Origin of the sequence: Flavobacterium macacae (assembly GCF_003865365.1) — a bacterium.
Taxonomy (GTDB): Bacteria; Bacteroidota; Bacteroidia; order Flavobacteriales; family Flavobacteriaceae; genus Flavobacterium; species Flavobacterium macacae.
In genome coordinates this window covers 67,398-92,596 of record NZ_RQVR01000006.1, presented here as the reverse complement: position 1 = coordinate 92,596, position 25,199 = coordinate 67,398, and the positions used below count along the sequence as shown (strand labels likewise).

Annotated in this window: 22 protein-coding genes; 14 read left to right on the top strand and 8 right to left on the bottom strand. The window is 37.1% G+C overall.

Translation table 11 applies throughout. The features are described from left to right. Positions 1-14: 14 nt before the first annotated feature. Positions 15-1,568 carry an SDR family NAD(P)-dependent oxidoreductase gene (locus tag EG849_RS06870; protein WP_125012418.1) on the bottom strand — a complete coding sequence of 518 codons (1,554 nt, stop codon included), beginning with the start codon at positions 1,566-1,568 and terminating at the stop codon, positions 15-17. Positions 1,569-1,716: 148 nt separating this feature from the next. Here EG849_RS06870 and EG849_RS06865 point away from each other — a divergent pair, with 148 nt between their 5' ends. Continuing rightward, positions 1,717-2,550, top strand: coding sequence for an O-methyltransferase (locus EG849_RS06865; RefSeq protein ID WP_125012337.1), 834 nt, complete (start codon positions 1,717-1,719; stop codon positions 2,548-2,550). 21 nt (positions 2,551-2,571) lie between these two features. On the opposite strand, the gene EG849_RS06860 is transcribed toward EG849_RS06865, so the two are convergent. Both EG849_RS06860 and EG849_RS06855 read right to left on the bottom strand, forming a co-directional pair. Beyond that, positions 2,572-4,818: an inorganic phosphate transporter gene (locus EG849_RS06860; protein WP_125012336.1), complete on the bottom strand. Its 2,247-nt coding sequence runs from the start codon at positions 4,816-4,818 to the stop codon at positions 2,572-2,574. A 192-nt stretch (positions 4,819-5,010) separates the two neighbouring features. Further along, on the bottom strand, positions 5,011-5,691 hold the full coding sequence (locus EG849_RS06855) for a hypothetical protein (RefSeq protein ID WP_125012335.1): 681 nt from the start codon (positions 5,689-5,691) through the stop codon (positions 5,011-5,013). A 180-nt stretch (positions 5,692-5,871) separates the two neighbouring features. Between EG849_RS06855 and EG849_RS06850 the strand changes: the two genes are divergently transcribed. The 10 genes from EG849_RS06850 to EG849_RS06800 all read left to right on the top strand — a co-directional run bounded on the left by EG849_RS06850 (position 5,872) and on the right by EG849_RS06800 (position 17,027). After that, on the top strand, positions 5,872-6,573 hold the full coding sequence (locus EG849_RS06850; RefSeq protein ID WP_125012334.1) for an ABC transporter ATP-binding protein: 702 nt from the start codon (positions 5,872-5,874) through the stop codon (positions 6,571-6,573). A 237-nt stretch (positions 6,574-6,810) separates the two neighbouring features. Continuing rightward, positions 6,811-7,383, top strand: coding sequence for a cob(I)yrinic acid a,c-diamide adenosyltransferase (locus EG849_RS06845; protein ID WP_125012333.1), 573 nt, complete (start codon positions 6,811-6,813; stop codon positions 7,381-7,383). A gap of 177 nt (positions 7,384-7,560) precedes the next feature. After that, a complete protein-coding gene (locus EG849_RS06840; RefSeq protein ID WP_022828503.1) occupies positions 7,561-7,782 on the top strand; it encodes a DUF2795 domain-containing protein in 222 nt (73 codons plus the stop codon). 88 nt (positions 7,783-7,870) lie between these two features. Next, a complete protein-coding gene (gene secA / locus EG849_RS06835) occupies positions 7,871-11,227 on the top strand; it encodes a preprotein translocase subunit SecA (protein ID WP_125012332.1) in 3,357 nt (1,118 codons plus the stop codon). Between the two features lie 110 nt (positions 11,228-11,337). Then, entirely contained in the window at positions 11,338-11,697 is a 360-nt protein-coding gene (locus EG849_RS06830) for a VOC family protein (protein ID WP_125012331.1), read from the top strand. Positions 11,698-11,772: 75 nt separating this feature from the next. Then, positions 11,773-13,533 (top strand): UvrD-helicase domain-containing protein, encoded by a 1,761-nt coding sequence (locus tag EG849_RS06825; protein ID WP_125012330.1) that lies wholly within the window; start codon positions 11,773-11,775, stop codon positions 13,531-13,533. Positions 13,534-13,609: 76 nt separating this feature from the next. Next, entirely contained in the window at positions 13,610-14,101 is a 492-nt protein-coding gene (locus EG849_RS06820; RefSeq protein ID WP_125012329.1) for a hypothetical protein, read from the top strand. A gap of 76 nt (positions 14,102-14,177) precedes the next feature. Beyond that, on the top strand, positions 14,178-14,777 hold the full coding sequence (locus tag EG849_RS06815; RefSeq protein ID WP_125012328.1) for an N-acetylmuramoyl-L-alanine amidase family protein: 600 nt from the start codon (positions 14,178-14,180) through the stop codon (positions 14,775-14,777). Positions 14,778-14,866: 89 nt separating this feature from the next. Then, on the top strand, positions 14,867-15,439 hold the full coding sequence (locus tag EG849_RS06810) for a hypothetical protein (protein ID WP_125012327.1): 573 nt from the start codon (positions 14,867-14,869) through the stop codon (positions 15,437-15,439). A 328-nt stretch (positions 15,440-15,767) separates the two neighbouring features. After that, positions 15,768-17,027 carry a cation:proton antiporter gene (locus EG849_RS06800; protein ID WP_125012325.1) on the top strand — a complete coding sequence of 420 codons (1,260 nt, stop codon included), beginning with the start codon at positions 15,768-15,770 and terminating at the stop codon, positions 17,025-17,027. 56 nt (positions 17,028-17,083) lie between these two features. Here EG849_RS06800 and EG849_RS06795 read toward each other — a convergent pair whose 3' ends face one another. The 5 genes from EG849_RS06795 to EG849_RS06775 all read right to left on the bottom strand — a co-directional run bounded on the left by EG849_RS06795 (position 17,084) and on the right by EG849_RS06775 (position 22,620). After that, positions 17,084-18,496, bottom strand: coding sequence for an FAD-binding oxidoreductase (locus tag EG849_RS06795; RefSeq protein WP_125012324.1), 1,413 nt, complete (start codon positions 18,494-18,496; stop codon positions 17,084-17,086). Between the two features lie 156 nt (positions 18,497-18,652). Beyond that, positions 18,653-19,087: a DoxX family protein gene (locus EG849_RS06790; protein ID WP_125012323.1), complete on the bottom strand. Its 435-nt coding sequence runs from the start codon at positions 19,085-19,087 to the stop codon at positions 18,653-18,655. A gap of 77 nt (positions 19,088-19,164) precedes the next feature. Then, a complete protein-coding gene (locus EG849_RS06785; RefSeq protein ID WP_125012322.1) occupies positions 19,165-20,376 on the bottom strand; it encodes an MFS transporter in 1,212 nt (403 codons plus the stop codon). 73 nt (positions 20,377-20,449) lie between these two features. Beyond that, a complete protein-coding gene (locus EG849_RS06780) occupies positions 20,450-21,361 on the bottom strand; it encodes an AEC family transporter (protein ID WP_125012321.1) in 912 nt (303 codons plus the stop codon). A gap of 53 nt (positions 21,362-21,414) precedes the next feature. After that, the gene (locus EG849_RS06775; protein ID WP_125012320.1) at positions 21,415-22,620 is read right to left on the bottom strand and encodes a multidrug effflux MFS transporter; all 1,206 of its coding nucleotides are present in this window, start codon (positions 22,618-22,620) and stop codon (positions 21,415-21,417) included. Positions 22,621-22,756: 136 nt separating this feature from the next. Here EG849_RS06775 and EG849_RS06770 point away from each other — a divergent pair, with 136 nt between their 5' ends. The 3 genes from EG849_RS06770 (at position 22,757) to meaB (ending at position 25,163) form a co-directional block, all read left to right on the top strand. After that, on the top strand, positions 22,757-23,164 hold the full coding sequence (locus EG849_RS06770) for an Rrf2 family transcriptional regulator (protein WP_125012319.1): 408 nt from the start codon (positions 22,757-22,759) through the stop codon (positions 23,162-23,164). 54 nt (positions 23,165-23,218) lie between these two features. Next, positions 23,219-23,863 (top strand): NAD(P)-dependent oxidoreductase, encoded by a 645-nt coding sequence (locus EG849_RS06765; protein ID WP_125012318.1) that lies wholly within the window; start codon positions 23,219-23,221, stop codon positions 23,861-23,863. Positions 23,864-24,074: 211 nt separating this feature from the next. Beyond that, positions 24,075-25,163: a methylmalonyl Co-A mutase-associated GTPase MeaB gene (gene meaB, locus EG849_RS06760; RefSeq protein ID WP_125012317.1), complete on the top strand. Its 1,089-nt coding sequence runs from the start codon at positions 24,075-24,077 to the stop codon at positions 25,161-25,163. Positions 25,164-25,199 lie beyond the last annotated feature (36 nt).

Below are 25,199 nucleotides of genomic sequence, written 5' to 3'. Positions count from 1 at the left end.
TTTTTTATTTATTTCTACCAAGCTATTGGATTGTAATCTTTTAAAAATTTTCCAGACCAATGTTTTCCAGAATTTATTCCGTCAAATAACGGATCCATAACTCTCGCTGCCCCGTCAACAATATCCAATGGCGGTTGAAAATCTTGTTCTTCTTGTTTTCTTTTTGCCAGCTCTGCCGGATCTTCGTCGGTTACCCAACCCGTATCGACCGCATTCATAAATATCCCGTCTTTGGCTAAAGTTCCTGCAGCTGTATGGGTCAGCATATTTAAGGCGGCTTTCGCCATATTGGTATGCGGATGGCGGTCTTCCTTGAAATCTCGGTAGAATTTTCCTTCCATAGCTGAAACATTTATGATGTGTTTTTTGCCTGTGCTGTCTTTTTTCATCACTTCTGAAAGTCGGTTGCACAGCACAAAGGGAGCCACAGCATTCACCAATTGCACTTCAATCATTTCCGTAGTTTCAATTTGGCCCAGTTTCAAGCGCCAGCTGTTTGTTTTTCGCAAATCGACTTGTTGCAAATCGGCATCTAATTTTCCTTCTGGAAAAACTTCCTGCGAAACCAAGGCGTTATCAAAAGAATACGGAATCTGGGATAATTTGGCGGAAGCCCTCAAACCGATTCCCGGTTCGGGTCCGTGCCAAGTTACGGGCATATTTTGGTTGGAAGAAGCGTCGATCGTCAGCACTTTTAATTCTTCCAAACAATTCAAATGGTCTTGTAAAAGGCTTTGCACCTCGGGAGTAAATGCTGAAATCGGAAGCTCTTCATTTTCCATCATATGGGCATAAAATCCGGAAGGGCGCCTCACGGTTTGGGCCGCATTATTGATCAGGATATCCAATCGACCGTATTTTTGTTCGATGAAATTACAGAAAATTTCCACACTGGGAATGTGTCTCAAATCCAATCCGTGGATTTTTAAGCGATGTCCCCAGTCTTTGAAATCTTCCTCTTTCGCAAAGCGAATGGCGGAATCTACTGGGAAGCGCGTTGTAGCAATAACTGTCGCGCCGCCTCGCAAAAGCATCAACGTAATATGGTAGCCAATTTTTAATCGAGAACCGGTGATCACGGCAATCTGCCCGCTGACATCAGCCGTTTGGAAACGTTTTGCGTAATTAAAATCGCCACAATTGCCACACATTGAATCATAAAAATGATGCATTTTGGTGAATTTCGTCTTGCAGACATAGCAGATTTTAGGAACTTTTAATTCTAACATTTCCTTGTTCAATAAATCGTTGGAAGCCATTAATTTTGGAGCCACAAAAACACTTGCTTCACGAGCGGAACGGATTCCCGTTTCCTTTCTGGCAACGCGGTCTCTCGTTTCTTCTTTTCGTTTGGCTAAAGCTTTGGCATCTTTTTTCCTTTTGGCAAACTCTTCTCGGTCTGGTCTTGAAAATTTCCCTGCCGCTTTGATAAGTGCTGTTCTTTGCTCTTTTGGAATTTCAAAAATCTGAGTGGTTTCCGCATTTAATTGTTCTAAAACAGCAATGCATCTGTTGATTTCTTCTAAGGAAATACTGTTTTTTAATTCTAATTCTTCGTTCATTGTCATACTATTGGAATTCATTCTTAAGAGAATTCGACGGTTACAAAGGTAGCTTTTATTTTTTGCCACGGATTATAACAGATTTAATCCCAAAACTTTTTTCATCATTCGTTTTAGACTTTTTAACTTTTGACTTTTTTGTATCTTCGCCACCATGCAACACCTTGTAAAACCGTATTTAAAATTCCTCTGGAAATCCACAAATGCCCACGGAGTCCATTCGCCGTTTGTGTTTGACTTGATTCGAAAATGCTTTTATGACAGCAAAAATCATCCCCAATATAAAGTTTTAGAAAGCTACCGAAATTCGCTTCTGCAAAATAAAAACACAATTGAAGTCACTGATTTTGGAGTTGGTTCACGGGTTTTTAAATCAAACACGCGAGCTATTAATAAAATTGCTGAAAATGCAGGAATTTCTCCGAAAGATGCCCAACTTTTATTTAGAGTTGTAAATTATTTCCAACCAAAAGCTATTTTAGAAATCGGAACTTCTTTAGGATTGGCTACTTCTGCCCTAGCCTTAAATGATTTTTCAGAAGTTACGACTTTAGAAGGTTGTCCTGAAACGGCAAAAGTGTCGCAACAACAATTTGGGGAATTTAATCTAAAAGTTAATTCTGTTGTGACCGAATTTGAAAGTTATCTGAAAACCTTACACCGCACTCCTCAAACCTTACACCTCATCTATTTTGACGGAAATCATTCGAAAGAAGCGACTTTAAACTACTTTAATTTGCTTCTGCCCACTATTTCGAACGAAACCGTTTGGATTTTTGATGACATCCATTGGTCAAAAGGAATGGAAGATGCTTGGGAGATTATAAAAAAACACCCCAAAGTAACGGTCACGATTGACACATTTCAATGGGGATTTGTTTTTTTCAGAAAAGAACAAGCGAAAGAAGATTTTATTGTCAGGACTTCAAAATCGTTCTTTCTCGATAACCTCTTAGGAATAAAAAATCTTTGGGGATTGCTTCACTGATAATTGCTATCACGCTTCTTTCTATTTTTTATTAAGCTTATTGAACTCCTTGAACAGCTCTAATAAATTCATAATCGATTTCACTAAATCATTGGTTTCGATCAATAATGAAAAATACAATTTGGTATTTTTTGGGCTTGTTTCAGTAGTTCTGATTCTTCTGATTTGTTTTGAAATTAATTCGGAAACAGTATCCAAAACAACTTGTTTGTCGTCTAAAATAAGATCGATTTTATTAAAATCTTCCGTTTTAAAGCTGTCTTCTAATAACTGCAATAAATTTTGCAATTGAACATCAATCGTTTTCAAATCACGAATTTGATTGAATTTCAATTGTTTGTGATTGTTATTCACATGCGAATAACTGTTGGCGGTAATAAAGTCAATAGACTGCACCATATCTTGTAAATAACCAAGAATTAAAATGTAAAATTTACTGGCTTCCACCGAATTATCATCCAAGTTTTTGATGAAATAAAACACGTTGCTTTTCAGCTCGTCGATTTCTTTCTCTAACTTCTTCTGGTCCTTTTTATTTTCTTTAAGTTTTGCCAAGTCTTGCAAACTCAGGTTGTCAATCAAATTAGAATATAAGGCACTTGTTTTTCTAAACACTTTTGAAATCTGGGCAGAACTTTCTGAAATCATTTCATTGACATTGGCAATGTCTTCTCTTCTCAAGCTTTTTATTTCATCTTCCGCTATCAACTTTTGCTTGTGTTTTCTAGCGCTTCTGTAAAGCATAATTCCCAATAACAGCAATAAGCCTACAAATGCAAAAACTTCACCTACTTTTAAAATATAGGCCAAGAAAAAGCTCAGTAAAAAAGCAACGATTGCAGTGAAAAACCAACCGCCAATTACTTTAAAAACTCCTGCAATTCGGTATACAGCACTTTCTCTATCCCAAGCACGGTCTGCAAGCGAGGATCCCATTGCAACCATAAATGTCACATAGGTTGTTGAAAGCGGTAACTGCATCGATGTTCCAATAGAAATTAAAATACTGGCCACCATTAAATTAACAGAAGCTCTAACCATGTCAAATGCTGGTTCATCAGCTGACCTTTTTGAGGCTTTTTCTACACTTTTAAACCTGCTGTCAATTTTAATCTGTAATTTTTTGGGTAAAATATAATTGACTCCTTCGCCAATAATAACCCCAAATCGAACAATCCCTCTCGAAGCTATATTGGGAGAAAATTTTTCAACTCCTTCGCCCTGTCTTGAAAGATTAACGCCAGTTTCAATAACACTTTTTGCCTTTTTTGACGTCCAAAGTGTTACTACCATTACAATTCCTGCAAATAATAAAAAGTAAAATGGTGCAACAATGCTATCATCTGCTAAACCTCCCATCATAAAAGCATCGCCCGAGATACCGCTTCCGCTAAAAATTTCATAGGAGTTGAATGCTGCAATTGGCACTCCGATAAAGTTCACCAAATCGTTTCCTGCAAATGCCAATGCCAATGCAAAGGTTCCGACAAGAATGATAACCTTTAAAATATTAATTTTAAGAACGCTTATAAGCAGTTGAGAAAGCAAAAGGAAGAATACAAAATTGATTCCTAAAATAAGCAATTGATGGTGTGTAATCCATTCATATTGGTCTTTACTAATGAATGAAACGCCTTTCAACCCTTTGATTAAAATAAAAAATGTAATGGCTGTTATGGCAACCCCGCCAAAGATGGCTCCAAAATATTTTAATTTTTTGACGTAGTGAAATGTAAATATCAGTCGGGAAACATATTGGACCAAGGCCCCAATTGAAAAAGATAAAACTACAGAAAGCAAAATACTATATACGATTTCGGAAGCTTTTTTAGTGTTGATGTACGTCCCTAAACTGTCAAGAGTGCCATCAGTAGTATATATTTTATAAAGCGCCAAACAAACGGCAGCTCCCAATAACTCAAAAATAATAGAAACTGTGGTAGAAGTTGGCAACCCTAAAGAGTTGAAAACGTCTAATAAAAAAATATCCGCAATCATCACGGCCAAGAAAATACACATAACGTCATTAAAACTAAACATGTGAGGAACAAAAATACCGCTTCGGGCAATTTCCATCATGCCGCTTGAGAACAAAGCGCCTACTAAAACACCTGCACTGGCGACGATCATTGTCGTCTTGAAAGACACTGCTTTAGAGCCAATTGCAGAGTTCAAAAAGTTCACAGCATCATTACTGACGCCAACAACTAAGTCTATAATTGCCAAGACTCCCAAGGCAATTAACATGATTACATAAATCTGTTCCATTTTGTTTTGTAAATTTTATGCAAAAATCCTTTAAGTAATCGGCACTAATGTTAACATAACGTTATTAAAAAACAAAGAAACTATTACATATTTATATAGAATATTTAAAATACCTACGAAATAAGCTCACTTGAAACAAAAAAAGCTATCCAAAATTGGATAGCTTTTTCTAAAAAAATATATTGAAATACATTATTCTTTTGCTTCAGCGTTTTCGTCAGCTTTAGCACCCATTCTTTCCCATTTGAATTTTGGAGCAAATTTCAATTTCAACTCTGCAATCTTAGCATTGTCTTTTGAAGACAATCCTTCTTTTTCAACAGTGTTTTTTCTTGAATCTAATGCTTCATACATTGCTTTGATATAATCAAAATCTTCTCTTGAATAAGAATCTTTGTTTTTATCAAATTCATTGTAAAAATCATTGTAAACCGTCAAGATATTATCTTTGTTTACCCAAGAAAAATCCATTTTTTCTCCGATTTTTCCAGCTTTAAAATAAGCTGCACTTAAAACTTGTTTTCTATCGCCTGTTACGGGAGCCATTCCGTCTGCCTGAGCTGCCATAGATTCCGCTTCTAGCCTTGCTTTTAATTCTGCATATTTAGCTTTTGATCTGTCGACTCTTTCTTGAGCAGCCGTTTTATCTTCTAAAGCGGCAATTTCTGCTTCTGCTTCTGCTGTTCTGGCATTATAATCTGATTCGATAGCCTGCCAATTCGCTTTTGCATCTGCAACAGAAACATTGCTTACTGAGTCAACATAACTTTCATAACGGTCAAAAGTTACTTCAGCCGTTTTTGATTCTTGCTTACAAGAAGCAAATCCTAATGCGATGATTGACGCACTTGCAAATAAATTAATCTTTTTCATAATGGTTGGTTTTAATTAAAATTGTTATTTAAAATTACTTTAAAAAAAAGAATCATCGAAATTTAACTTAATAATTTAGCAATAATTTAATATCTAATCCAAATATTCATAATTTTATCTTAAATCAGTAATTGCCGTAATTTGCAAAAAATTAGTACTTTTAGACCTCAAATAAAAGATATGTCATTAATCAAGATTACCAATATAAAAAGGGACTTCACCCTCGGAAACGAAATCATCAACGTTTTAAAAGGAATTGACCTTACTATTAATAAAGGAGAATATGTTGCATTAATGGGACCATCAGGTTCTGGAAAATCGACGTTAATGAATCTTTTGGGATGTCTAGACACGCCCACTTCGGGACAATATATCTTAAACGGAAACGATGTAAGCCAGATGACAGACGACAATCTGGCCGAAATCCGCAACAAAGAAATCGGTTTTGTCTTCCAGACGTTCAACCTTTTGCCCAGAACAACCGCTTTAGACAATGTGGCCCTGCCCATGATTTATGCCGGATATTCAAAATCAGACCGAAAAGCCAGAGCAACAGAAGTTCTGAAACAAGTGGGACTTGGCGACCGAATGGACCACGAACCCAACCAGCTTTCAGGAGGCCAAAGACAGCGTGTGGCCGTTGCCAGGGCGTTGGTCAACAAGCCGTCCATCATTCTTGCCGATGAACCCACAGGAAATCTGGACAGCAAAACTTCGGTAGAAATCATGAACCTTTTCAATGAAATCCATGCCAACGGAAACACCGTGATCTTGGTGACCCACGAAGAAGACATCGCCGCTTATGCCCACCGGATCATCCGTTTGAGAGACGGCTTGGTCGAAACGGACACCATTAACGAAAACATAACCGTTCACAGATAGAAATAGGATTTCCTTTTTCAGAAGCCCTACATCACGCTTCTTTTAAATGAAATTCCCGCTTTCTGCAGTAGTTTTTTTGAAGAAAAATCAAAAAAAGCTACTGCCGCCAATCGGGGCTATTTTCAAACTTTAGGCTTCTTTTAAATTTGAAGATAAACATTGACCACAAAATCCCAGATTCTAGACATAAAAAAACTTAGCAACTTTGCATCCCAAAGACGCTGCAACTTAAAAAAAATGAAAGTATACACAAAAACAGGCGACAAAGGAACCACAGCACTTTTTGGAGGGGACCGCGTTCCCAAGCACCACATCAGAATAGAATGTTATGGAACTGTTGACGAATTAAATTCCCACATCGGGTTAATACGCGACCAAGACATCAACCCAGGTTACAAAGAAATTTTAATCCAGATTCAAGACCGGCTTTTTACGGTTGGCGCCATTTTGGCAACGCCACCACAAAAAGAGATCTTAAAAAACGGAAAACCACGATTAAATATTCCAAAGATCATTGAAGGCGACATCCAATTGCTTGAAAATGAAATTGATGAAATGGAAAGTGAATTGCCACAAATGACTCATTTTGTGCTTCCAGGAGGCCACACCACCGTGTCATATTGTCACATTGCACGCTGCGTTTGCCGCCGTGCAGAGCGCCTTTCGGTACATTTAAATGAATTAGAACCCACTGATGCCTTTGTCATTAAGTACTTAAACCGACTTTCTGACTACCTTTTTGTACTGGCACGAAAGTTGTCCTACGACTTGAAGGCTGACGAAGTGAAATGGATTCCAACGAAGGAATAATTTCAAATTATGAATTGCGAATTGATTGCAGTGTTTACAAGGCTTTCACCTCATAATTCCTAATTTATAACTCATCACTAAAAAGACGTTCTTACATTTTTTTTAAAATAAAGACAATTTTACTTGACTATCTCAGTAAAAAAATTATTTTTGCATAAATTATAAAATCGACATCAGATGTATTGGACATTAGAATTAGCATCTTATTTAAGTGATGCGCCGTGGCCTGCTACCAAAGACGAGCTTATCGACTACGCTATTAGAGCTGGAGCGCCCTTAGAAGTAGTAGAAAATCTTCAATCTATAGAAGATGAAGGCGAAATCTATGAATCAATGGAAGAAATTTGGCCAGATTATCCAACTGACGAAGATTATCTTTGGAACGAGGATGAATATTAAAAGATAATATCAAATTGAAAAGTCTCTCGCGAGGCTTTTTTTTTGTTTAAATTTACAATCTTATTATAAATAGAAATATATAACAATCATGAGTTTCATCAATAGCATATTAAAAGCTTTGGTTGGAGATAAATCAGAGAAAGACGTAAAGTCAATCATGCCGATTATCGCCAAAATTAGAGCATACGAAGAAACATTGGCCGCCCTTTCTCACGACGAGCTGAGAGCAAAAACCATTGTCTTCAAAGAAAAAATTAAAGAAGCAAGAGCAGATAAAGATGCTAAAATCGCTTCGTACAAATTGGAAGTAGAGAAAATCCAAGACATCGATGCAAGAGAAGACATCTATGCTTGGATCGATGCTTTGGAAAAAGAAGCTTACGATATTTCTGAAAAAACATTGATGGAAATTCTTCCTGAAGCTTTTGCGGTGGTGAAAGAAACAGCAAAAAGATTCAAAGAAAATACAGAAATTTCGGTTAAAGCAACTCCAAAAGACTTGGAACTTTCTGCTACAAAACCGTATATCCAGATTCAAGGCGATAATGCTGTTTGGGCAAACACCTGGAATGCCGCTGGAAAACAGATTACTTGGGACATGATTCACTACGACGTTCAGTTGATCGGCGGAATTGTTTTGCACCAGGGAAAAATTGCTGAGATGCAGACGGGTGAAGGTAAAACGTTGGTAGCAACGCTTCCTTTATACTTGAACGCTTTGACAGGAAACGGAGTGCACCTTGTAACCGTGAATGACTACTTGGCAAAACGTGACAGCACTTGGAAAGCACCTATTTTTGAATTCCACGGAATGACTGTTGAATGTATCGACAATTACCAGCCAAATACCGAAGGACGACGAAAAGCGTATAATGCTGACATTACTTATGGAACAAATAACGAATTTGGTTTTGATTATTTGAGAGATAATATGGCACACACGCCAGAAGAATTGGTTCAAAGAAAGCACAATTTTGCAATTGTCGATGAGGTCGATTCGGTTTTGGTCGATGACGCCCGAACGCCATTGATTATTTCTGGGCCGGTTCCTCAAGGTGACCGCCACGAATTTAATGAATTGAAGCCAAAAGTGGACCACTTGGTGAATTTGCAAAGACAAATGGCCAACGGATTCTTAGCAGAATCTAAAAAACTATTAAAAGAAGGAAACACAAAAGAAGCAGGATTTTTATTATACAGGGCTTACAGAAGTTTACCTAAAAATAAAGCATTGATCAAGTTTTTAAGTGAGGAAGGCGTTAAGCAATTGCTTCAAAAAACTGAAAATCATTACATGCAGGATAACAATCGCGAAATGCACAAGATCGATGAGGCTTTGTATTTTGTAATTGAAGAAAAAAACAATCAAGTGGAGCTGACAGACAACGGAATCAAATTCCTTTCTGGCGATACTGATAGCGATTTCTTCGTTCTTCCAGACATTGGAACTGAGATTGCAAGAATCGAAAAAATGAAATTGGAGAAAGATGCCGAAGCGGAAGAAAAAGAAAAATTATTCCAAGATTTCAGCATCAAGAGCGAGCGTATCCACACACTGACCCAATTATTAAAAGCATATACTTTATTTGAAAAAGATACTGAATATGTGATCATGGACAACAAAGTAATGATCGTTGACGAGCAAACAGGCCGTATCATGGACGGACGCCGTTATTCTGACGGTTTGCACCAAGCGATTGAAGCCAAAGAAAACGTAAAAATCGAAGCGGCTACCCAAACTTTTGCAACAGTTACACTTCAGAATTATTTCAGAATGTACAGCAAATTAGGCGGTATGACTGGAACTGCGGTTACGGAAGCAGCTGAACTTTGGGAAATCTATAAATTGGATGTTGTTGAAATTCCAACAAACAGACCAATGGCTAGAAAAGACAAAGAAGATTTGATCTACAGAAGTACGCGTGAAAAATTCAATGCAGTTATTGAAGACGTAACGAAACTGGCTGAAGAAGGAAGACCGGTTTTAATCGGAACAACTTCGGTAGATATTTCTGAGTTATTGAGCCGTATGCTTAAGATGAGAAATATTCCGCACAACGTTTTGAATGCAAAAATGCACAAGCAAGAAGCACAAATCGTTGAAGAAGCAGGAAAACCAGGTGTTGTAACAATCGCTACAAACATGGCAGGCCGTGGAACGGATATCAAGCTTTCTCCAGAGGTCAAAGCTGCGGGAGGTTTGGCAATTATCGGTACAGAACGTCACGATTCACGTCGTGTTGACCGTCAGTTGAGAGGTCGTGCCGGCCGTCAAGGTGACGTTGGTAGCTCTCAATTTTATGTTTCGCTTGAAGACAATTTAATGCGTCTTTTTGGTTCTGAAAGAGTGGCTAAAGTAATGGACAGATTAGGCCTGAAAGAAGGTGAGGTGATTCAGCATTCGATGATGACCAAATCAATCGAGCGTGCCCAAAAGAAAGTAGAAGAAAACAACTTTGGTGTTCGTAAACGTTTGTTAGAATATGATGACGTGATGAACGCGCAGCGTGAAGTGGTTTACAAACGCCGTCGCCACGCTTTGCACGGAGAACGTTTGAAAGTAGACATCGCAAATATGATGTATGACACGTGCGAATTGATTGTGGAAGACAGCAAAGTAACAAATGATTTCAAAAACTTTGAATTCGAATTGATCCGTTATTTCTCCATTACTTCTCCGGTAACCCAAGAAGAATTTACAAAACTTTCTGCGCAAGAATTGACAGGAAAAGTATACAAGGCAGCGTTGGATTTCTACACAGAAAAAACAGCAAGAAGCGCCAGAGAAGCTTTCCCAATCATCAGCAATGTATATGAAAATGAAAACAACCAATTTGAAAGAATCGTAGTTCCTTTTACGGATGGAATCAAGACGTTGAATGTGGTTACTGATTTGAAAAAAGCATACGAATCTGAAGGAACGCAATTGATTGGTGATTTTGAAAAAAACATCACACTTGCCATTGTTGATGAAGCTTGGAAAAAACACTTGCGAAAAATGGACGAATTGAAACAATCGGTTCAATTGGCAGTCCATGAACAAAAAGATCCATTGCTTATCTACAAGTTTGAAGCATTCAAATTGTTCCGAAAAATGTTGGATAACGTGAATAAAGAAGTGATTTCTTTCTTGTTCAAAGGAGATTTACCGCAACAAAATGCTCCTGCAATTCAAGAAGCAAAAGAAGTGGTCCGTCCAAAAGAAAAATTGACGATTTCAAAAGACGAAATTCCAAATACAGATCAAGCGGCAGCGGTAAACCAAGAAGCGGGACAAACGCAAAGACCTCAGGTAACAGAAACGATTGTTCGCGACCAGCCAAAAATCAACAGAAACGACAACGTTACTGTGAAGCACGTTTTGAGCGGTAAAACGGAAACTATGAAATTCAAAAAAGCAGAAGCACTTTTAGCTTCTGGTGAATATGTTTTAGCGAATGACTAAATAAGTATTGATAATTGAGATTTCAGAATTGAGATTTTCAATTAAATTAGAATCCCCGATTGCAAATTGCTTTCGGGGATTTTTTTTATATTTGATAAACACAAAAAAGTATGAAAGCAATATCACTTCGCCCTTTCATTGGAGCAAAAAACTTCACAATATCCAGAAACTTTTATAGAGACTTAGGCTTTGAAGAAATCGTGCTGTCTAACACTATGTCGGTTTTCAAAAAAGACGAATTTGCTTTCTATTTGCAAGATGCTTACGTCAAAGATTGGATCGACAACACGATGTTATTCTTAGAAGTTGAAAATGCGGAAGAATGCTATCAAGAACTTTCATCATTAAATCTTCCTGCAAAATATGAAGATGCAAGGCTCTCTCCGATTCAGCATAATGATTGGGGAAGCGAGTGTTTTGTACACGATCCGTCAGGGATATTGTGGCACTTTGGCGAATTTTCCAAATAGCAAACATTAATCCCCGAACTGCAGAATTCAGGGAATTATTTTACCTATTTTTGTGCTCCCGAAAAAGCCACACAAATGAAACTGACAAAGGAGCAAATCGCCATAATCAATTCTTCTGGAGACATCAAAATAAACGCCGTTGCCGGTTCTGGAAAAACGACTACGATTCTGGAATACGCGAAAGCACGACCTAAAAACAGCAGAATTTTGTATTTGGCGTTCAACAAATCGGTTCGATTAGAAGCTTCTGAAAAATTCTCGAAAAATAATTTAGACAATGTGACTGTAGAAACAGCGCATTCTTTGGCATACAAACACGTGGTTTTTAATTACAATTATCGTGTTCGGAATCAAGATTATAAAACCAATGAAATCGTTGAGCTTTTAAAATTACAAGGAAATTCAGAAAAACATTTTGAGTTTGTAATTGCCAATCACATCTTGAAATTTGTCGCTTATTTTTGCAATAGCGATAAACGAAAAGTACAAGAATTGAACTATTTGGATATTGTTTTTGATGAAAATGCCAAGAAAGTTGCCCAATCATTTTATGCCCAAATCGAATTACAAACGCGTCATTTTTTAGCCAAAATGGACAAGGGAGAAATTGAAATCACACACGATTTTTACCTGAAAAAGTTTCAATTAGAAAATCCGAAATTGGCTTTTGACTATATTTTGTTTGATGAGGCCCAAGATGCTTCGCCTGCAATGTTGGCTGTTTTCTTGAAACAAAAAGCGACAAAAGTGATTGTTGGCGATACACACCAACAGATTTATGGTTGGCGACACGCGATAAATTCTTTAGAAAAAGCAAAATTCAAGACCTTTCATCTTTCCACAAGTTTTCGGTTTAATCAAGATATTGCCGATTTGGCGATGGGCGTTTTGGATTATAAAACCCATTTTGATAATTCCGATACGATTTCAATTTCGGGAAATGGAACCAATAAAGCGTTTGATTCCAAGGCGATTATTGCTAGAACAAATCTCGGATTGCTTTTGAAAGCGATTGAATATGTGACCGAAAAGAAGAACATCAATGAAATTTATTTTGAAGGAAATATTAATTCTTACACCTATGCAGAGGAAGGTGCGTCGTTGTATGACGTGTTGAATTTGCAGAATAAAAACCGTGATATGATTCGCGACAAGCTGATTCGGGAGATGAAAACGATGAAAGATTTGGAGAAATATATCGAAAGCACCGATGATTCTCAATTGTCGATGATGGTGGAAATCGTGAAAGAATATGGCAATAAAATTCCGGGTATTTTAAAATCCTTGAAAGAAAAACATGTTGCCAACGAAGACAAACACAAGGCCCGAATTATTTTTTCGACGGTGCATCGTTGCAAAGGAATGGAATATGACACCGTGCAGATTGTAAATGATTTTATAACCGAAGACCGATTGATAAAACTGAAACATTCGGGAGAAGATATCAATGTGGCTCGAATGAATGAGGAAATAAATTTGCTTTATGTGGCAGTTACACGAACAAAAAATACGATTCGAATTCCAGAGAAATTAGTTCCGAAGAATTTTCCGGTTTCGGCAAATATTCACCTGATTAAGGAACTTCCTGAAAAGGCAGACCCGAAGAAATATGCTTTTCCAAAAAGAGAAATTTCAGAAACAAAAGCGATTCCGAATTATGTTGAAAAATCGCGCGAAACCAATAAAGATGCGTATCGCCCTTGGACAAGAGAACTCGATGAAGAATTGACCGTTTTGTGGATGGAAGGCATTAATCCGAAAGATTTGGCATTGCATTTTGGAAGAACCAAAAGTGCTATTAATTCGAGGATGAAAAAATTAGAATTGTTTGATTAAAAAAAGGAATAGTTTAATGTTTGAGGTTGAATGTTTTGGAATACTTACTTTTGAAATAAATAAAAAATAGAAAAAAATGGAAAAAATAAAAGAACTTATAAAATTGCTTTTGGCTGATTTCGAATTGGAAAACGAAGAAGAAATCATCGAAAATTTAAAACTGGCCAAAGAAAATCCAGAGGAATATCTAAAAGAAAATGATGCCGAATGGTTGCAAGAATTTGCTCCAGAAGATGCTTTGCAATTTGCAATTACCAATGAAATTTTTGATTTCATTATTATCGGAGATAAAATTGATGAAATCCACGAATTGATTGTGGACGAATTTGAAGGCGATTTTCCGGAATATCCTTATGAATTAAAACTGAACACGACAGATTATCTGCAATGGGTTTCGAAACAAATTGATGAAAATTATCCTGAATTGGAACTGATTGAATTTGGAGACAGTTTTGGAGATTCCATCCAATTGATGTTGGTTTTAAAAGAAGATGTCGCTCGAATTAAAGAGCTTTGTGCTGAATTTATTATTCGATGTAATACCACTGATGAAATTCTAAAAATGTAAAAACAATTTACTTTGAAAATATTTTCGTACATTAAACGTTATTATCTTATACTAAACCAATAAACCCTCATAAATTATGAAAAAAGTATTTAGAATTTTAGGGATTGCTGTATTTGCTGTAGCGATGTCATTTACAACGCCTTCAGAAAAAAAATTGATTGTAATTGATGCGGGGCACGGCGGGCACGACATTGGAGCAACACACGGTTTTCACAATGAAAAGAAAATTACTTCAAACATTGCAAAAAAGATCAAAGGTTTGAATACTGGCGATAAAGTTGAAATTGTTTTGCTTCGTGACACTGATAATTTTAAATCTTTGACTGACAGAGTTGATGAGATTAACAAATTGAATGCTGATTTGGTTATATCACTTCACGTAAACAAAAATGCAAATGAATCAGCAAGCGGTGTTGAAGCGTATGTTAGTGAAGAAAATTCAAAATATGAAGTTTCAAAAGCACACGCCGAAGAATTGGTTTCTATTTTATCAACAGAAAAAATCAAAAGCAGAGGTGTAAAAACCGCTCCTTTTATGGTTTTGAAAAAATCTAAAACAGCCGCAGTAACTTTAGAATTAGGGTTTCTTTCAAATTCAAATGATAGAGAATATTTAATAAGTGATCAAGGTCAAAACGAAATTGCAAGCAAGATTTCAAGTTATTTAAATAAATAATTATATTTATAATTATCTTCTTAAAATCCTTCAATTGTTTCGGCAATGGAGGATTTTTATTTATATTTATGCCTCTCAATAAAAACATTATGAAAAAAATATTTTACACTGCACTTTTAGTTCTTGCTTCTTATTCTGGATTCTCGCAAGATGCCGCTTCGATGAAAGCAGGTGCCCAAGCATTAATTGACAAAACTGTTGCAAAAGATTATAACGCTCTATTGGACATGACCTATCCGAAATTATTTGAATTGGCTCCGAGAGAAGCTGTTTTAGAAAGCTTGAAGTCTACTTTTGATGGAAACCAAGGATTTAAAATAGTGATGCTGCCAATGGCGCCAAATTTTGTTTTTGGACCCATTAAAAAAATTAGAACGCAATCTTTTGCTATAATCGACCATGACAATTCTCTTCAAGTAATCTGGGACGAGCCAATTCCTGCTGAAGAAATAGAAAATTATGTGGGTTTATTTAAGACCAATATGAAAACCGAAAATGTGAGTTATGATGCTGCCAAAAAAACAATGAACATCAAGGCAAAAGCCAAAATGGTCGCAGTAGCTGATGAAACCACAAAAAACAAATGGACGTATTTGACCTATAGTGATCAAATGTTTGCCGTTTTATTTGATGAAAACATCAAAAAACAACTAGGCCTTTAACTAAATTTTTGATTCCCAGAGATATGATTTAAGATGTAATACTTTTCAAAAGACTGGAATCCCTATTCATAATTCATTAATCTAAATCAAAAAAAATGGCAAAAAGTCAAGACGCAAAAAAAACTGCAAAAAAAGAACCTCTTAAGACTGCAAAAGAAAAAAAAGAGGAGAAACGCGACAAAAAAAACAATCCAAAAAGAGATTAATTTCAATCCCCAAAACTATTTTTGGGGATTTTTTTTGCCAAATTTTTCTAAAAAAAAATAAATACCCTTTCATTTAGGATGCTGTTTTTCTACTTTTGTGAAAAAGCCAAAAAAAATATTTTATGGAGTTATACTATTCGTTTTCCGTTCTCATCGTTCTTGCTTCGTTTTTTGCTTACCTCAATATTAGATTTTTAAAACTTCCAGCAACCATCGGTATCATGATCATTGCCATGATATCTTCCATCTTGCTTGTAATTTCAGGAAATATTTTTCCAGACTTATTTTTAAATTTCTCAAAGCTTATAGCTGAATTTGATTTCACGCAAGTTCTTATGGGAGCAATGCTTAATTTTTTGCTTTTTGCTGGTGCCATCCACGTTAATTTGAAAGATTTAAAAGAACAGCGAGCACCAATTATGGTCTTTTCAACCATAAGCGTGATTATTTCAACGGTTGTAATTGGAGTCATTCTGGATTATGTAACCACTTTTATGGCATTAGACGTGCCTTTTATTTATTGCCTTTTATTTGGAGCCTTAATTTCTCCTACCGATCCCATTGCCGTTTTGAGCATCCTGAAGAACGCAAACGTTCCAAAATCTTTAGAAACAAAAATCGCCGGAGAATCTTTATTTAATGACGGTGTTGCCGTGGTTGTTTTTGCCGTAATTCTCCAGTTAGCGCAGGATCCCGCAAGTGATTTTTCGTTACCGCACGTTTCATGGCTGGTAATAAAAGAAGCCTTGGGTGGTTTTCTTTTGGGAATACTTCTGGGTGTTGGCGCTTCTAAAGCTATTCATAGGGTAGATGACTATAAAGTTTCGGTTTTAATCACACTTTCTGTGGTAATGGGCGGTTATTTAATAGCGCATGCAATGCACATTTCTGGACCACTGACCATGGTTGCGGCCGGATTGATCATTGGAAATTTCGGCAGAAAAAAATCAGCAATGTCGCCAGTTACAAAAGATTATTTAGATAAATTTTGGGAACTTATTGACGAAATTCTAAATGCCATCCTTTTCCTTTTTATCGGTTTTGAATTGCTTCTGATTCCAAATATTATAAGCTTCTGGAAAATTGGACTGATCTGTATTGCCATTGTGCTTTTCGCCCGATTTATTTCGATTTGGATTCCTACTAAGATTATTCCTTTCAAGAAAAAATTCGAAAAGTCTACCATCAAAATACTGGTTTGGGGCGGACTTCGAGGCGGTGTTTCGATTGCCTTGGCGCTTTCCATTGCCGAAGGTCCAAACAAACAAGTGATTATTGCAATTACTTATTTTGTAGTGGTTTTTTCAATAATCGTTCAAGGATTGACTATCGGAAAATTAGCCAATAAAATTTTACCAAAAGCAAAATCGGCAAAAGTTTAAAATGATAAACACGAATTCTACGACTTCTTTATTTCGTGGAATTCGTGTTATTTTAGTTATAAATTATCCGGCAACACTTTACCCGGATTCATAATATTTTTTGGATCAAAAACCGTTTTAATTCCTTTCATCAAAAGCAATTGCGTGGTGCTGAAAGCAATATCCATATAGTTTTTCTGAACATAGCCAATGCCGTGTTCGCCAGATAATGTTCCTTTTAAGGCCACTGTCAATTCAAAAATTTTACGAATTCCTTTCGGAATTTCAGTAGTCCAATCTTCATCAGACATTTCTCCTTTTACGATATTTACGTGAAGATTCCCGTCGCCTGCGTGCCCATAACAAACCGATTTAAAACCATATTTGTTTCCGATGGATTTAATTCCTTCCAATAATTTGGGCAATTCATATCGAGGGACCACCGTATCTTCTTCCTTGTAAATTGAATTGGCTTTTACCGCCTCTCCCACTGCTCTTCTCAATTTCCAAAGGGCATTTTTTTGGTCTTCAGAATCAGCAAAAAGAATTTCATCAATATCAAATTGTTCTAAAACTTCGGTAATTTTCTCTGCTTCAGAAAATAAAACATCCGGATAATTTCCATCAACTTCAATCAGCAGATGCGCTTGTACTTCGTCTTTAATAGTCAAACTTACGCCATCCACAAAACGCAACGTCCAGTCAATCGCGTCACGTTCCATAAACTCTAAAGCACTTGGCGTAATTCCGGCCTTAAAAATTTTGGCAACCGCTTCGCACGCTTGGCTTGCATTGAAAAATGGCACTAACATCAAGATATTATGATTGTTTTTCGGAAGCAATTTCATTACGATTTTAGTAATAATTCCGAGAGTTCCTTCACTTCCAACCAGCAACTGTGTCAGATTATATCCCGTAGAATTTTTTAGCGTATTGGCGCCTGTCCAAATAATATCGCCATTGGGCAACACCACTTCCAGATTTAAGACATAATCTTTGGTTACGCCATATTTTACTGCTCTTGCACCACCGGCATTTTCAGCTACATTTCCACCGATGAAACAGCTTCCACGACTGCTTGGGTCTGGCGGATAAAACAAGCTTTTTTCAAGAACAGCTTCTTGCAAAGTCTGCGTCACCACTCCAGGTTCCACAGTCACTTGCAAATTTTGTTCGTCAATGTGAAGAATTTTATTGAAACGATCCATTGAAAGCCCGATACCGCCGTGAATACTCAAGGCACCACCGCTCAAACCTGTTCGTCCCCCAATTGGCGTCACCGGAATTTCATATTGAAAAGCAACTTTCATTATTTCAGAAATTTCTTCAACGCTTCCGGGTTTTAAAACTACGCTTGGCGGAAAAACATAATCTTCCGTTTCATCATGTCCATACGCTTTTCTAGTTTCTTCGTCTAAAAAAAGAAAAGTGGGGCTGACAATCGCTTGTAGTTTTTGGATTATTTCGGTAGATAAAATAGCAGTTTTCATAATAATAATTTCAAGTCGGTAAACGATTTTCAAAAATACTATTTATTTGTGAGTTTCAATTTTAACCAAAAGAAAAATGCCACAGCGTAAAGGATTTATTTTCGGATGATCCGTGAAAAATCGATTAATCTGTGGCAAAAAAATTTTATAGGAAAATCAATAATTAGTAGCCTTTGTTTTTTTATAAATAAAATGGTCCACAGAATATTTTCCGCTTCCGGTTATGAACAAAAGAAGATAGATCAGAAGGTATAAAGAACCTAATTCGCGTTCTGTAAAACCATGAGAACCATGGATGACAAAAACAGCGATGATCATGGTGACAATCAAAGGCACGACCACCAAACGGGTTGCAAAACCAACAAAAAGCAATCCAGAACATACCACTTCAGCAAAAACCGCTAAACCTAGAGAAGCCGAGTGGCCAACGCCAAGCGGATCTGGAAATTGGCTTGTATCTGCCCCTGACATCAGCATTTGCCACTTCCCGATTCCGTGAACGAGCATGAAACAGCTGACTGTGGCTCTGACAAGGAACAGCATGCTATTGGTGAGCCCTTTATTTTGTGCTGTACTGAAAATTTTCATCATTATTTTTGTGGTTTTTTAGGATTAAATTCTTCGCCTAAAATTACAGAAAATTCACAATATAAAAAATCCAGGCCACGTTAAATTTTCTTTTTTAAATTTGGAAGAAATAGTGCTACAATTCCGATTAAGGGCAAGTAAGCACAAATTTCATAGACTCTTTCAATTCCGATGTGGTCAGCAGTATACCCTAAAAGCGCAGAACCTAATCCGCCCATTCCAAAGGCAAATCCGTAGAAAAGGCCAGAAACCATTCCCAGTTTTTTAGGAAGCAATTCTTGTGCATAAACCAAAATTGCTGGAAAAGCGGATGATATTATAATTCCAATTATAACCGAAAGAGTTCCTGTCCAAAATAAATCAGCATACGGCAAGAGCAGTGTAAATGGAGCGGCTCCTAAAACTGAAAACCAGATCACATATTTTCTCCCGAATTTATCTCCTAAAGGACCTCCAAAAAGTGTTCCGACTGCACAAGATGCTAAAAACAAAAATAAATAAAGTTGCGCGTCTTTTACCGAAAGTCCAAATTTTTCAATCAAATAAAAGGTAAAATAACTAGACATACTTGCTGTATAAAAAAATTTCGAAAAAATTATTACAAGTAGAATTATTACTGAAATTACAATTCTATTTTTAGACAAATTGGGAAGCACAATTGCTACTTTTTTCTTTGATCTAAGATTCAAATGTTCGGCATACCATTTTGCAATATGTCTCAAAACAAACAACGCAATCACTGCCACAATCACAAATAAAAGAATGTAACGTTGGTCATTTGGAACTACCAAAAGCGCCACTAACAAAGGACCAATTGCAGTTCCAGTATTTCCTCCTAATTGAAAAACGGACTGTGCCAGGCCTCTTTTTCCGCCAGAAGCAAGGAACGAAATCCGGGAAGCCTCAGGATGAAAAATCGAAGAGCCAATCCCGACTAAAATTACCGAGAGAATAATGACATAAAAATTCGCCGCAAATGAGAGCAAAATGATACCGCAAAGCGTAAAAAGCATGCCGTAAATCTGAGAATACGGCTGTGGTTTTTTATCTGTATAAAATCCGACGAAAGGCTGCAAAATCGAGGCCGCCATTTGATAAGCAAACGTAATCAAGCCGATTTGCGTGAAAGACAATTGATAGCTATCTTTTAAAATAGGGTAAACCGACGGAATCACTGCCTGAAGCATATCGTTCAGTAAATGTGCAAATGCAATCGAAAATAAAATGGGATAAACCGTTTTTTGAACATTTTCTGAACTGGCCGAAGGACCAACATTTAAAGTATCTTTCATAGGTATTCTAATCTGATGCAAAAGTAAGCTACGGATTTGAAATTAAATCTTAAAAAATGATAATTTGTCTGATTTAGAAATTCAGAAGAATTAAATACCAAATCCCCAGCGTTATAAACGAAATCGGGATTCCGAAACCAATCATCATGCTGCTTAATTTTGGTTTTAAGCCGTGGCTTGACGCCAAAATCGCTGCGGTAATCATTGGCGCCATTGCCGACTCTAAAATAGAAACATCCACTTCCATTCCGACGCCTTTTAGAATTAATTTATAGAAAATAAAAAAGAAAAGTGGCGTAAGAATCAATTTAAAAAACAACCCTAGCGCCAAGAAATTATAATGGTGGCTTCGTTTGTCGAATTTCAGTTGCAATCCGACAGCAACCAAAGCAATTGGCGTCACCGTGTTTCCTAATCTTTGGAAAACCGATTGCAAATCATCTAAAAAATCGAAATGAAAAACGTTCATTATTACGGCTAAAAAGAAAGCAATAAACGGAGGGAAAAATAAAATTTTTGAAACAATTGCTTTTGGATTCGGAGTTCCCCTTGAATAAAAAGAAGCCACGATTATTCCAAAAGTCGCCATTACTACAAAGGTTCCGGGTTGATCCACGACGATTGCAGTTTCTAATCCTTTTTTGCCGTAAAGTGCTTCTATAACAGGAAATCCGACGAAAGAAGTATTTCCCAAACCAGCTGTTAAAACCAAGCATCCAATTAGTTTCTTGGACCAGCCGAAGTATTTTCCTAATCCGGCGAAAAACAAATAGGCCAATAAAAAACCAATCCACGCAACCCCAATCGGAAATAAAAGCTGGGTGCTGATTTCAATTTTTGGGATGTAAAACAAAGCCATAGCCGGCAATGAAATATAAATCACGAATTGGTTCAAAACGGTGTGCGAATTAGCCGGAAACGCTTTGGCTCGTTGCAAGGCGACTCCTAAAATCATACAGAGAAATAGTAAGATTATGCTGTCCATAAATATTTTTCAGAAACTTTGCTACTTTGCAAATTCGCGACTTTAAAACTTAATTAAGCCATTTCAGCGTTCCACTTTTTTACTTTGAAATTCAGCAACAAGATAATGAAAAAGCAAACTGATCCACAGAAAAACATTCCAAAAACCATTGGAAAAACCGTTCCATTATGCAAAAGGCTGACCAAAGCCGAAACGCCCGCGCCAGTAATCATTTGGATAAATCCGATTAATGCCGACGCGCTTCCTGCGTTATATGTAAACGGCGCCAAGGCCAAAGCCGTGCAATTGGGAACCAACAACCCTAGCGAGAGTAAAAAAGTAAAAATCATGGCGATCAAAATGCTTGGAGAAAGCAGATCCAATCCGAATAAAGAAAACATCAAAACAGAAATTCCGAGCAACACAAAACTTGCAAAAGTAATCACTTGAAGCGAGGAGTATTTATTCAAGAGCACACGATTCAACTGGCTTCCGATGATGAAACCCATGGCGTTTCCGCCGAAAACCCAACCATACTGCTGTTCTGTAAAGTTGTGGAATTTCATAAAAACAAAAGGCGAACCGCTAATGTAGGCAAACATTCCAGCCATGGCAATGCTACTGGCCAAAGCATAATATAAAAAGGTTTTCTCTTGAAAAACATCGGCATAATCTTTCAAAACGTCTTTCGCTTTTAATGATTTGGCACGATTTGGATTTTTGCTTTCCGGAAGAAAAAAGAAAACACAAACGATCAAAATAAAACTAAAAATGGTCAAGAAATAAAAAATGGTTTTCCACGAAGAAACCGTCAAAACCCAACCCCCGATTGTTGGTGCCAAAATAGGCGCAACCCCAACAATCAACATTAAAATCGAGAAGATTTTTGCCGTTTCAGAAACCGGAAATAAATCGCGAACCACTTCCCTGCTGACCACCATCCCCACGCAACCGCCCAATGCTAAAACTACCCGCATGGTTATCAGCCAGTTTATGGAAGGCGACAAAGCACAACCGATCGATGCCAAAAGAAATAATGAAAGTCCGAAAATTAACGGTTTTTTTCGTCCGAACTTATCGGTAATCGGACCATAAAATAATTGTCCGAGACTGATTCCGATAAAGTAACTTGTCAATGATAATGCGACTTGAGAAATATCTGTGTCTAATGACTTTGCGATAGCTGGAAAAGCGGGCAAGTACATATCGATTGAAAATGGCGCCAATGCTGATAAACCTCCCAGGATAAAAAGCAAGGAGTATTTTTGTTTTGTGGTCATAAAAATTTTGAGATAATTTTGTAGAGCGAAATTAAGGTATGGATATTTGTTGGAGCGGTTTTGTTTCTTAAATAATTCTTAATAAAATTTTCAATCAAAATATATCAACTAAATTTGTAATATAATTTATTACAGTATGATTTCAGGCAAATTCGCCATAACGCTTCACATTCTTACGTTGCTGTCAAAATTCCCAGACGAGTATTTGTCTTCAGAATTTATTGCAAGAAGCATGAATGTGCATCCGGTTTTGGTTCGGAAGGAAATTGCCAACCTGAAGAAAAACAAGGTAGTGGAAAGCAAAGAAGGAAAAAATGGCGGTACGAAATTGTTAAAACCAGCTTCTAACATCAATCTTGATGATATCTTTAAGATGACTTTTGAAACCGTTTCCTTGGGCTACTCTAAAAATGACCCGAATCCGAAATGCCCCGTTGGAAAAGAAATTAATGAAAAACTGGATGAATTGTACTCAGATATCAACCAAAAGATCAGCAAACAATTGAGCGGGATTTCATTGACTGCATTCTCCGATCAGTTCTAGCTCTTTTTTTACCCTAAACTATAACTTTTTTTATTACTTATAAACATACAAATTATGAAAATAGCAATTATCGGGGCCACTGGTTTCCTTGGCACAAGCCTAACTCAAGAATTCACAAACAGAAAACACGAAGTAACCGCAATTTCGAGGTCTGAAAAAGATTCTGACATTGAAAATTTAAAATATGTTGCCGTTGATGTGAACGATATTGAAGCTCTGGCTTCGGTTTTAAAAGGTCAGGATGCCGTTGTGAGCGCCTACAATCCGGGATGGACCAACCCAAATATTTATGCTGATTTCTTGGTGGGCGCAAAAGCCATCCAAGAAGCTGTAAAACTTTCTAGCGTAAAAAGATTAATCACTGTTGGCGGAGCCGGAAGCCTTTTCATCGACGGAAAACAATTGGTTGACGGCCCAGATTTTCCTGCTGACATCAAACCGGGAGCTGTTGCAGCCCGTGAATACTTAGACATCATCAAAGAAGAAAAAGAATTGGATTGGGCCTTTTTCAGCCCGGCAATTGAAATGCACCCAGGAATCACAACAGGAAGAACTGGAAAATACCGTTTAGGAACTGAATCTCCTGTTTTTAATGAAGAAGGAAGAAGTATTCTTTCTGGTGAAGATGTGGCGGTAGTTTTGGCTGATGAAGTTGAAAATCCAAAGCACCACCAAGTTCGTTTTACGGCAGCTTATTAATTAGGCACAAGGTTTTAGTTCTGGGATTTTGATTGAACTTAAACATTTCTCGCAAAGGCGCACGCTCGCACAGCTTATGATTTGAAAGCTTTGCCGCTACGCGACTTTGCGAGATTTTATTTATGCAGCTTTTCAAAACTTAGCAAATTTGCGCCCAGCCACTTTGCATCTTAAAGCCTTTTCGCTACTTTTACTTTTCAAAATCTTAAACGTGTCGAAATCAACTCCACATAAATCTGCCTTGAAAGAAAAAGACGGAATCGAACAGCCTGAAAGTATTGGCAGAGAATCTGTTGCGCAAATTATTCAGTCCAGAAAAAACCAACCTTCTGCTGAAGAATTGATTTCGGGGATTTTGAAAGGAGACAAAACTGCGTTATCAAGAGCGATTACTTTGGTAGAAAGTACAAATCCAAAGCATTTAGAAAAAGCAAATCAGGTCATTCAAGCCTGTTTGCCTTATGCCAATAATTCGGTTCGCTTAGGAATTACAGGCGTTCCAGGTGTAGGAAAAAGTACCTTTATTGAAGCTTTTGGAAAGTTTTTAACTTCCAATGGAAAGAAAGTAGCCGTTTTGGCCGTGGATCCAAGCAGTACGATTTCTCACGGAAGCATTCTAGGCGATAAAACCCGTATGGAAGAATTAGTAAAGGATGAAAATGCTTACATCAGGCCTTCTGCGTCAGGCGAAACGTTGGGCGGTGTTGCCCGAAAAACGCGTGAAACCATTATCTTATGCGAAGCTTGCGGCTTTGATTCGATTGTGATTGAAACCGTTGGCGTTGGCCAAAGCGAAACTGCTGTTCACAGTATGGTTGATTTCTTTTTGTTACTAAAAATTTCAGGGGCCGGAGATGAATTGCAAGGAATCAAGCGCGGCATTATGGAAATGGCCGATGCCATTGTCATCAACAAAGCTGACGGAGATAATATCAAAAAAGCGAATTTCGCCAAAGTGGAATTCAATCGAGCGTTGCATTTATTTCCGGCGAAAAGCTCCGGCTGGCAGCCCAAAGTTGTGACGGCAAGCGCGATAACTCACGATGGAATTTCGAATGTTTGGGAGATGATTTCAGAATATTTAAATCTTACCAAAGAAAACAATTATTTCAACGAAAGGCGCCAAGACCAAAACCAACATTGGCTTTTGGAAACCATCAATGAACAGTTGAAAACCAATTTCTTTAATCATCCAGAAATCAAAAGTTTATTGGAGACAAATAAAAAAGCGGTGCAAAACAATGAAATTTCACCGTTTGCCGCCGCTTCTATTTTACTTGAAAAGTATTTTAAGCCTTAATACAGAAGTCACAGATTTGTTCCAATTAAAAACTGA